The sequence below is a fragment of the Roseovarius sp. genome, from assembly GCF_018066915.1.
In the GTDB taxonomy this organism is placed as follows: domain Bacteria; phylum Pseudomonadota; class Alphaproteobacteria; order Rhodobacterales; family Rhodobacteraceae; genus Roseovarius.
This window is the reverse complement of sequence record NZ_JAGPVV010000106.1, coordinates 1-9,246: the sequence shown is the minus strand read 5'-3', so window position 1 is coordinate 9,246 and position 9,246 is coordinate 1. Positions and strand designations below refer to the sequence as shown.

Annotated in this window: 9 protein-coding genes; 5 read left to right on the top strand and 4 right to left on the bottom strand. The window is 64.2% G+C overall.

Annotation, left to right across the window (positions count from 1 at the left end; translation table 11 throughout):
• From KBT70_RS05875 to KBT70_RS05865, 3 genes are all read left to right on the top strand, one after another.
• Positions 1-670 (top strand): class I tRNA ligase family protein (locus KBT70_RS05875; RefSeq protein WP_296629702.1); only part of this gene is annotated, 670 nt, incomplete at its 5' end.
• 217 nt (positions 671-887) lie between these two features.
• Entirely contained in the window at positions 888-2,507 is a 1,620-nt protein-coding gene (cimA, locus tag KBT70_RS05870) for a citramalate synthase (protein WP_296629700.1), read from the top strand.
• Positions 2,504-3,286, top strand: coding sequence for a squalene/phytoene synthase family protein (locus tag KBT70_RS05865; RefSeq protein WP_296629697.1), 783 nt, complete (start codon positions 2,504-2,506; stop codon positions 3,284-3,286). The genes cimA and KBT70_RS05865 overlap by 4 nt, the downstream gene beginning before the upstream one ends.
• A 5-nt stretch (positions 3,287-3,291) precedes the next feature.
• On the opposite strand, the gene KBT70_RS05860 is transcribed toward KBT70_RS05865, so the two are convergent.
• The 4 genes from KBT70_RS05860 to KBT70_RS05845 all read right to left on the bottom strand — a co-directional run bounded on the left by KBT70_RS05860 (position 3,292) and on the right by KBT70_RS05845 (position 6,405).
• The gene (locus KBT70_RS05860; protein WP_296629694.1) at positions 3,292-3,861 is read right to left on the bottom strand and encodes a TetR/AcrR family transcriptional regulator; all 570 of its coding nucleotides are present in this window, start codon (positions 3,859-3,861) and stop codon (positions 3,292-3,294) included.
• 255 nt (positions 3,862-4,116) lie between these two features.
• The gene (locus KBT70_RS05855) at positions 4,117-5,067 is read right to left on the bottom strand and encodes a sterol desaturase family protein (RefSeq protein ID WP_296629693.1); all 951 of its coding nucleotides are present in this window, start codon (positions 5,065-5,067) and stop codon (positions 4,117-4,119) included.
• Entirely contained in the window at positions 5,064-5,456 is a 393-nt protein-coding gene (locus tag KBT70_RS05850; protein WP_296629691.1) for a hypothetical protein, read from the bottom strand. Before KBT70_RS05850 ends, KBT70_RS05855 begins: the two co-directional genes overlap by 4 nt.
• Before the next feature lie 58 nt (positions 5,457-5,514).
• Entirely contained in the window at positions 5,515-6,405 is an 891-nt protein-coding gene (locus KBT70_RS05845; RefSeq protein ID WP_296629688.1) for a DMT family transporter, read from the bottom strand.
• A 163-nt stretch (positions 6,406-6,568) separates the two neighbouring features.
• Between KBT70_RS05845 and KBT70_RS05840 the strand changes: the two genes are divergently transcribed.
• Together KBT70_RS05840 and KBT70_RS05835 are read left to right on the top strand one after the other, a co-directional pair.
• The gene (locus KBT70_RS05840) at positions 6,569-7,828 is read left to right on the top strand and encodes an MFS transporter (protein ID WP_296629685.1); all 1,260 of its coding nucleotides are present in this window, start codon (positions 6,569-6,571) and stop codon (positions 7,826-7,828) included.
• Positions 7,829-8,024: 196 nt separating this feature from the next.
• Entirely contained in the window at positions 8,025-9,200 is a 1,176-nt protein-coding gene (locus KBT70_RS05835) for an aspartate aminotransferase family protein (protein ID WP_296629683.1), read from the top strand.
• Positions 9,201-9,246 lie beyond the last annotated feature (46 nt).

Genomic DNA, 9,246 nt, shown 5'->3' with positions numbered 1-9,246 from the left:
CCCGCACCACGAGAACGAGATCGCGCAAAGCTGCTGCGCCCATCCCGAAGGTCAGTTCGCGCGCTATTGGCTGCATAACGAGATGCTGCAGGTCGAGGGCAAGAAGATGTCCAAATCCTTAGGCAATTTCTTTACCGTGCGGGATTTGCTGGATCAGGGGATACCGGGAGAGGTGATCCGGTTCGTGTTTCTGAGCACGCATTACCGCAAGCCGATGGACTGGACGGCTGAAAAGGCGCGGGAGGCGGAGGCTGAACTGCGCCGTTGGCGCGCCTTTGCCGGTGGAATTGACCCGATGGGCGGTCCGGCTTCGGAAGTGTTGGCCGCAATTTCCGATGACCTCAATACTCATGGAGCGATCACCGCACTGCGAAAGCTCTATAAAGAGGGCGATGCGCACGGCTTTCGAAAGTCTGCGGAGCTGCTTGGACTTTTGACGCCTGAACTGGGTGATTGGTTTGATGGCGAAGCCACGCCAGAAGCTGATGAATTGATTGAATACGCTCTGCAACTCCGCGCTGAAGCGAAAACGCAGAAGAATTTCGCAATCGCGGATCAGATGCGGGATTTGCTCGTTGAAGCCGGGGTGCTCGTGAAAGATACAAAAGAGGGTGTGACTTGGGAGTATGGCCCAGATTTCGACCCGGCGAAGCTGGAGGCGTTGAAGTGATGCGTCTGTCTGCTCACCACCTGCAAGCCGCGCGGTGCCCGACCGCCGGGGGGGCGCTGCAACGGCTGTGGGAAGCAGTTTATGGTGCGAAATACTTGAACGATTGTGAGGATTGCGACGTTGCAGAAGCGCCCGCCCGGGGGGGCGGTCGGGCGCTGCGCGGCGGCGCTACGCGCCGTGATTCCGCGCGGGGCGTTGGTGAAGAGGGGTGCGCATCATGACCCGCGACCGCCTCTATCTCTACGACACGACCCTGCGTGACGGGCAGCAGACGCAAGGGGTCAGTTTCTCGACGCAGGAGAAAATCCAGATCGCCCATGCGCTTGACCGGCTGGGCATGGATTACATCGAGGGCGGCTGGCCGGGGGCGAACCCGACGGACAGCGCCTTTTTCGAGGATGCCCCCGCCACGCGCGCGACGATGACCGCCTTTGGCATGACCAAACGCGCCGGCCGCTCCGCCCAGAATGACGAGGTGTTGGCCGCTGTGCTGAACGCCGGGACCAAAGCGGTCTGCCTCGTGGGCAAGACCCATGATTTTCACGTCACAACCGCGCTCGGGCTCAGCCTCGCGGAAAACACCGACAATATCGCCCGCTCCATCGCGCATGTCGTGGCCGAGGGGCGCGAGGCGCTGTTCGATGCCGAGCATTTCTTTGACGGCTACACCGCCAATCCCGCCTATGCGCTGGGTTGCCTGCGCGCAGCACTTGACGCAGGCGCGCGGTGGATCGTGCTTTGCGATACCAATGGCGGCACCTTGCCACCTGCCATCGGGCGCATCGTGACTGAGGTGATCGCGGCGGGTATTCCCGGCGACCGGCTTGGTATTCACACCCATGACGACACCGGCAATGCGGTTGCGGGCAGCCTTGCGGCGGTGGATGCGGGCGTGCGCCAGATTCAGGGCACGCTCAACGGGTTGGGCGAGCGCTGTGGCAATGCCAATCTGACCACGCTCCTTCCGACGCTGCTGCTCAAAGAGCCCTATGCCAGCCGCTTTGAAACGGGCGTGACACGCGACGGCCTGCGCGCGCTCACCGCCATCAGCCGCCAGTTGGATGAAATCCTCAACCGCGTGCCGCTGCGGCAGGCGGCTTATGTGGGGGCGTCCGCCTTTGCCCACAAGGCGGGGCTGCATGCCAGTGCCATCCTCAAGGACCCAAGCACCTACGAGCATGTCGATCCCGCCGCGGTGGGCAATGCGCGGATTATCCCGATGTCCAATCAGGCCGGGCAATCGAACCTGCGCCAGCGTCTGACCGAGGCGGGGATTGTGGTGGAGCCGGGTGATCCGGCGCTGGCGCGCCTTCTGGAAACGATCAAGGCGCGCGAGGAAGAGGGCTATACCTATGACAGCGCGCAGGCGAGTTTCGAGATTCTCGCGCGCAAGGAACTGGGCCAGATGCCCAGCTTCTTCGAGGTCAAGCGTTACAAGGTCACGGTGGAGCGGCGCAAGAACAAGTATGACCGCATGGTCAGCCTCTCCGAGGCGGTGGTTGTGGTCAAGGTCGATGGCGACAAGAAGCTGTCGGTGAGTGAATCGATGGATGATCACGGTTGCGACCGGGGTCCGGTCAACGCGCTGGCCAAGGCGCTGGCCAAGGATCTGGGCCGCTATCAAGGCCAGATCGACGACATGCGACTGGTGGATTTCAAGGTGCGCATCACCCAAGGCGGCACCGAGGCCGCAACGCGCGTCATCATCGACAGCGAAGACGGGCAGGGGCGGCGCTGGTCCACGGTGGGGGTCAGCCCCAATATCGTGGACGCCAGTTTCGAGGCGCTGCTCGATGCGATCAACTGGAAGCTTCTGCACGGGCAGGGGGTGGCGTGAGCCAAGAGTTCGATGCCGATCTGACCGCCTGCGCCGATCTGGTGCGCCGGGCCGATCCAGAGCGGTTTCTGGCGGCGATGGCGGCCCCCGTGGCGGCGCGCGCCGTGCTCTTTCCGGTCTATGCCTTCAATATCGAAGTGGCACGCGCGCCTTGGGTCACGCAAGAGCCGATGATCGCGGAAATGCGCCTGCAATGGTGGGCCGACGCGCTGGAGGAAATCGCGGCCGGCGGCCTTGTGCGGCGGCATGAGGTGGTCACACCCCTCGCGCATGTGCTCGATGCATCCGCTGCTGCGCTGCTGGCGGATCTGGTCGAGGCGCGGCGCTGGGACATCACGCGCGAGCCGTTCGAGGATGAGGCGGATTTCACCCGCTATATCGAGGCCACGTCCGGCAATCTCTTGCAGGCGGCGGCGCAAGCGCTTGGCCCGGCGGCACCCGAAGTGCTGCGCGATGCGGGCTATGCGCTGGGCCTTGCCAACTGGTTTCGCGCCATTCCGGCGCTCGAGGCGGCGGGGCGAAAACCCTTGGTTGACGGTCGTCCCGAGGCGGTGCGGGCCTTGGCGCAGGATGGGTTGAGGCGGCTACACCGTGCGCGGGCGGCGCGCGGGCAGGTGTCACGTGCGGCGGGGGCCGCGCTCTTGCCGCTCTGGCTGGCGGGGCCGGTGCTGCACCGCGTGGCACGTGATCCGCGCGCGGTGGCAGAGGGGCGGCTCGGGATTGCACCCGCGCGCGCGCAACTCAGCCTCTTGGCGCGTGGGCTATCGGGCCGCTGGTAGGCGCCTCAGCCCAAGAGGCTACGCACCTGGGTCAGGATCGCCCCGATCGACGGGCTCTCGCGATTGGCGCGGGTCATGACCAAGAGGCCCACCATCAGCCCTTGCAGAACCTTGGCGGTCTCAGAGATGTCCGCGGGGCTGCGCACGCGGTCGTCGCATTCAGCGAGGCAATTGGCAAAGAAGGCTTCGACTTCGGCCATGCTGTCCTCGATGATGCGGGCGATTTCATCGTCATGCGGGGCAAGTTCCATCGCTGAATTGACCATAAGGCACCCGCCCGGCATGGTGTCATTGCCTTGGGCGATGGCGTCAAAAGTGGCAAGGATCGCCTCTCTCGGGCTGCGGTCCTGCCGCAACAGCGCCAGAAATCCAACGCGGTAGCTTTGGTCATAATGCTTGAGGGCGCGCAGGAAGAGATCGCGCTTGTTGCCGAAACCCGCGTAGAGACTGCCGCGATTAAGGCCCGTGACCGCCACCAGATCGGCCATGGATGTGCCCTGATAGCCCTTGGCCCAGAAGGCGCGCATCGCGGCCTCCAGCACCTCGGCTTCAGCATAGGATTTTTCCCAGGGCATCACTGTGTCATTTCGAGCAAAAGGGTAGAGGCAAACAACGTTAACCCGCCAAAGCAGACTCTAGAACTTCCCCGACACCTTGCACAAGGGTGAGTAATGGGCCCTTGCCCAAGGTGCCGGGTACTTTCGTAGCGTCCCGCACCGTCTCGCGGGGCGACACCTGTTCGTGAGTGATGGCGCAAATCGCCTGACCCGACATGACCCTGTTTTGAATGATCGGTCAAATAACATTTTAGTGGGCGATTTGTGACAGACCTACGGGTTGTGCGCGGTGGGTCTCGGCAATCCCGGCGTGCCCGCCTCTTCGGGATGGGTGGCCAGATAACGCGCCTTGATCGCCTCCGACGTGCCCCGGCTGTTGTCATGGCTCCAACCCGGAGGCATGACGCAATACATCAGCCGCTCGCGCCATGTCAGCCCCGGTTGCGTCGCATCGCGCCAGATGCCGATCCATTCGTGAAAGGCCACGCGCAGCGGGTTGAAGGTGCCAAGATTGTGGACAAGGCCGTAATCCACCTTTTCCCGCTCCAGTTCCGGCACGAAGGTGCCGAACATCTTGTCCCAGATGATGAAGACCCCGGCATAGTTGCAATCGAGATAGCGCGGGTTGCGCCCGTGATGCACCCGGTGGTGCGAGGGCGTGTTCATCACCGCCTCGACCCAGCGGGGCAGGCGGCCAATCGCCTCGGTGTGAATCCAGAATTGATAGATGAGGTTGAGCCCGCCCACAAAGAGCACCATGGCGGGATGAAAGCCCAAGAGGATCAGCGGTGCGCGCACCGCCATCATAAAGGTAAAGGTGCCGGTCCATGTCTGACGCAGCGCCGTGGTCAGGTTGTAATGCTGCGAAGAGTGGTGGTTGACATGGCTCGCCCAGACCCAGCGGATACGGTGCCCGAACCGATGCACCCAGTAATAGCGCAAATCATCGAGCACAAAGCAGAGCGCAATCACCCAGACCGAGTGCCCCAGATCGAGCGGCGTGATCTCCCATAGCACCATGAAAAAGCCATAGGCGACAAAGCCTAGCACGATGCCCTCGGCCACATTGCCCGCCCCGAGAAGGAGCGAGGTGAGCGCGTCGCGCGTTTCATAACGCCCGCCGCGCCCCTTGATCACGATCCAAACGAGTTCCGCGAGGATCGCCGCGATAAAGAGCGGCACCGCCCAGTTGACAACGTCGGGATAGGTCAGCGTATCACTCATACGCGGGACTCCAATAGGGCGCACCAGCTTGCGGCTTCGTCGGGCGAGAGCGTCAGACGGATGCGAGGGGCGGTATAGTCAGGCAAATCGAGCGTGAGACCGGCTTTGCGCCGTCTGACCCGTGCGCCCCTCAGGTACCGGGCCGTGGTATCGGCCCCCATCGGCCAGACCACCCCGCGCCCCTGTGCGGTTTCGATCAGGGCGGCGCTGTGATTGCGGCAGAGAATGACCTGTGTCGGCGCATCCTCGGGGAATTCCCGCAGCCATGCCGCCCGCGCCGCCGCCGCATCCGAGAGCGTCGCCCGGCGCGAGAGGCCCAAGACATGCAGCAGCACCGCGATGCCCGCGATGCCCAAAACGACCATCGGCAACAGGATGCTCAGTGGCATGGGTCCTCTCCCTTGGCAGGCATTAGCCCAAGGTGCCGCAGATTCGTCAAAGGTGGCGTTACGTCACCACCGCGCGCCGCCGTCCTTCCCGCCAGAGCAGCAAGCCTGCGCCGCCGAGGATCACAACCGCGCCAAGGATGGATATGGCATCGGGCCAGACCCCGAACACCAGCCCGTCATAAAGCCCGGCAAAGATCAGGGCGGTGTAAAAGAACGGCGCCACATAGCTCGCATCCCCCCGCGCCATGGCATTGATGAACGCCGTCTGCGCAAGCGCCATGAGACCGCCAAGGGCTGCAAGAGCGGCCCATTGCGCCGGCGTGGGCGCGGCCCAGACCCAGACCACGGCCAGCGTCGCGATGCTGAGCCCGATGGCGTTGTTCACAAGCAGGATCTGCCACGGCCCTTCCCGGCCCGACAGACGCTTGATGAAGATAAGCTCCGCCCCAAGGCAAAGCGCTGCACCAAGCGCCAGAAGTGCGCCGGTCTCCACCACCCCGCTGCCGGGGCGCATCAGGATCGCGGCCCCGGTCAGGGCAATGCCCGCCGCCACCCATCGCACCGGGCCCACCCGCTCTCCCAAAAGCGGGATGGCGAGGATCATGCCGAACACCGGGTTGAGAAAACTGATCGCGGTGGCGTCTGACAGCGGGATAAAGGCGGCGGCCGCGAACATGAGCGTGACCCCACCCCAGCCCAGGGCCGAGCGTTTCGCATGGGTGGCCAGATCGGGACGGGTGAACCGGGGACGTACCAGCCCGCTCATCCCCGCGATGGCCACAAGCGCGAAGAGAAACCGCCCATGGCTGATCTGAAACGGGCTCAGCGCCGGTCCAAGCGCGTCTGTCCCAAGCGCCTTGGCCAAGAGCGTGGTGCCCGCCAGCAAAGCGGCGGCCAGAACGGTCAGCAGGGCGGCAAGACCCGGATTGGAGGCGCGGGGTATGAACATCGCCGCAGCATTGCCCGCAGACTGCGCCCGCCGCAAGGCGCAAGGTAGGCAGATGGGATCAACAATTTTTACATCCCTGACAACAAAAACGACAGGATGTCGTCGTTTGCCAATCACGCCCCCCGTATCCGTGGTCAGTCTTACGAAAAATCGGAACGACTCCATGCACCAACGCCGTATTCCCGAATGGCTCCGCCATGCCCCAACACCCTCTGTGCGCGGCTTTGCCTCGCTTGCCGGGGCCGAAGCAATGGCGCGCGGCATCCTGATTTCGGTGATGCCGCTCGAGATGTATCGCGCGCTCCGCGATGCGGCGCTGGTCTCCGAGATTTATTTCATGGTTGGCCTGCTGTCCTTGGCAACGGGCCTTATGGTGCCTTTCGCCTCGCGCTTCATGCCGCGCCGCTGGATCTATGTGACGGGCTGCGCGATGTTCGCGGGCGGGGCCGTGATGGGGGCGCAGGGCGGGGCGCTGGGCATGATCGCGGCGCTGGCCATGATCACCTCGGCCACGGTCACGGTCTTTGTCTGTTTCAACGCCTATGTGCTCGATTTCATTTCCAAGGCAGAGCTCGGCCGGTGCGAGACCTCGCGCATGTTCTACAGCGCGCTTGGCTGGACTGTGGGGCCCTTTCTGGGCGTGACACTCTTGGGGATATGGCGGCCCTTGCCGTTTCTCATCGCGGCGCTGGCGGCGTTCAGCATGATGGCGCTCTTTCTCTACATGCGGCTTGGCAATGGCAAGCTGATCACCCGTGCGCGCCGCCCGGCCCCCAATCCGCTGGCATGGATGCCCCGGTTCTTCGCACAGCCCCGGCTGGTAGCGGGCTGGATCTTTGCCGTGATCCGCTCCTGCGGGTGGTGGGCCTATGTGGTCTATCTGCCGATCTTCGCGGTGCAGCAGGGCTTGGGCGAGGATTTGGGCGGCATGCTCTTGTCGACCTCGAATGGGATGCTCTTTCTTACGCCCTTCATGCTGCGCTGGATGCAGCGCCGCTCGATCCGCCATGCGGTGCGGGCGGGCTTTCTTGTGTCCGGGCTGCTCTTTCTCTTTGCCGCGGCCTTCAGCAGCCTGCCTTGGGTGACGGTCGCAAGCCTCGCTGTGGCCTCGGTCTTTCTGGTGCTGCTCGATGTGTCGGCGGGCTTGCCATTCCTCATGGCGGTCAAACCGTCAGAGCGCACCGAGATGTCGGCGATCTACGCCAGTTTCCGCGATGTCTCGGGCATCCTCACACCGGGGGCAGCGTGGCTCGTGCTTCTGGTGGCCCCGCTGCCGGGGATTTTCGCGGTGACGGGCGTGGGTCTGATTGGTTGCTGGCATCTGGCGCGGCGGCTGCATCCGCGCCTTGGGGCGGCGCGCGTGGCGATAGAGCCGGGTCCGACGCTCGACATTTCGCTTCCCTTGACGCGCAAAACCGGCTAAGCGCGCCGACATGATCACTCGGACCACATATGCCCCGCTGCGACGCCGACGCACCCGCGCCTGACGTCCCGTCCGCTCGTGATCCCGGCGCTTGACCGCGCCCACCCGCCAAATCCTCCCATTGCCCAATCCTCTAAAGATTGACTCAGCCCCGCCCATGCGGCACTCAAAGGGCCTGTTTGACAAGGAAACTGCCATGATCCCCTCGATCCTGCCAACCTACAACCGCGCGCCGCTCTCCTTCGTCAAGGGCGAGGGGTCTTGGCTCATCGAGGCGGATGGGCGACGCTTTCTCGATCTGGGGGCCGGAATTGCGGTCAACGCCTTGGGGCATGCGCATCCCAAGCTGGTGGCGGCGCTGACCGAACAGGCGGCGGCGCTCTGGCATACCTCGAACCTCTATCAGATCCCGAAACAACAGGAACTTGCCGACAGGCTCGTGGCGGCAACCTTCGCCGATACGGTCTTTTTCACCAATTCCGGCACCGAGGCCTGCGAATTGGCGGTCAAGATGGCGCGCAAGCATTTCTACGATGCGGGCCAGCCCGAGCGCACGGACATTATCACCTTTGAGGGCTCCTTTCACGGGCGCTCCTCGGCGGGGATTGCCGCCGCCGGATCGGAAAAGATGACCAAGGGCTTTGGCCCGCTCCTGCCCGGTTTCAAGCATGTCGGCTGGGGCGATCACGAGGGGCTGCATGCCGCGATTGACGACACCACCGCCGCCATCCTGATCGAGCCGGTGCAGGGCGAGGGCGGCATCCGCCCGCTGCCCGATCAATGCCTCAAGGGGCTGCGCGCGCTCTGCGACGAACGCGGCATCCTGCTCATCCTCGACGAGGTGCAATGCGGTGTGGGGCGCACCGGGCGGCTCTTTGCCCATGAATGGGCCGGGGTCACACCCGATATCATGATGGTCGCCAAGGGCATCGGCGGCGGCTTTCCCATCGGTGCTGTTCTCGCGACAGAGCACGCCGCCTCTGGCATGACGGCGGGCACGCATGGTTCGACCTATGGCGGCAATCCTCTGGGCTGCGCCGTGGGCTGCGCGGTCATGGCCGAAATCGCCACGCCCGAGTTTCTGGCCGAGGTCAACCGCAAGGCGGCCCTCATGCGCCAACGGCTCGAAGGGCTGGTGGCGGCGCATCCGGCCGTGTTCGAGGCGGTGCGTGGCCTCGGCCTCATGCTGGGTCTCAAGTGCAAGGTGCCCAATACCGAGGTGGTGCAGGCCGGTTACGCGGCCCTTGTCGCCACGGTTCCCGCCGCTGACAACGTCCTGCGTCTTCTGCCGCCCCTGACCATCACCGATGATGAAATCGCCCAAGCCGTGACACGCCTCGATGCGGCGGCAACGGCGCTTGAAACCGCCTGATTTCATCGTTCCCGAAATACTCCGGGGGTGTGGGGGCTGGCCCCCA

Bases quoted from the DNA above. Each gene is read 5' to 3' on its own strand.
- cimA (WP_296629700.1), top strand. From the start codon at position 888: ATGACCCGCGACCGCCTCTATCTCTACGACACGACCCTGCGTGACGGG.
- KBT70_RS05860 (WP_296629694.1), bottom strand. From the start codon at position 3,861: ATGCCCTGGGAAAAATCCTATGCTGAAGCCGAGGTGCTGGAGGCCGCG.
- KBT70_RS05855 (WP_296629693.1), bottom strand. From the start codon at position 5,067: ATGAGTGATACGCTGACCTATCCCGACGTTGTCAACTGGGCGGTGCCG.
- KBT70_RS05850 (WP_296629691.1), bottom strand. From the start codon at position 5,456: ATGCCACTGAGCATCCTGTTGCCGATGGTCGTTTTGGGCATCGCGGGC.
- KBT70_RS05845 (WP_296629688.1), bottom strand. From the start codon at position 6,405: ATGTTCATACCCCGCGCCTCCAATCCGGGTCTTGCCGCCCTGCTGACC.
- KBT70_RS05840 (WP_296629685.1), top strand. From the start codon at position 6,569: ATGCACCAACGCCGTATTCCCGAATGGCTCCGCCATGCCCCAACACCC.
- KBT70_RS05835 (WP_296629683.1), top strand. From the start codon at position 8,025: ATGATCCCCTCGATCCTGCCAACCTACAACCGCGCGCCGCTCTCCTTC.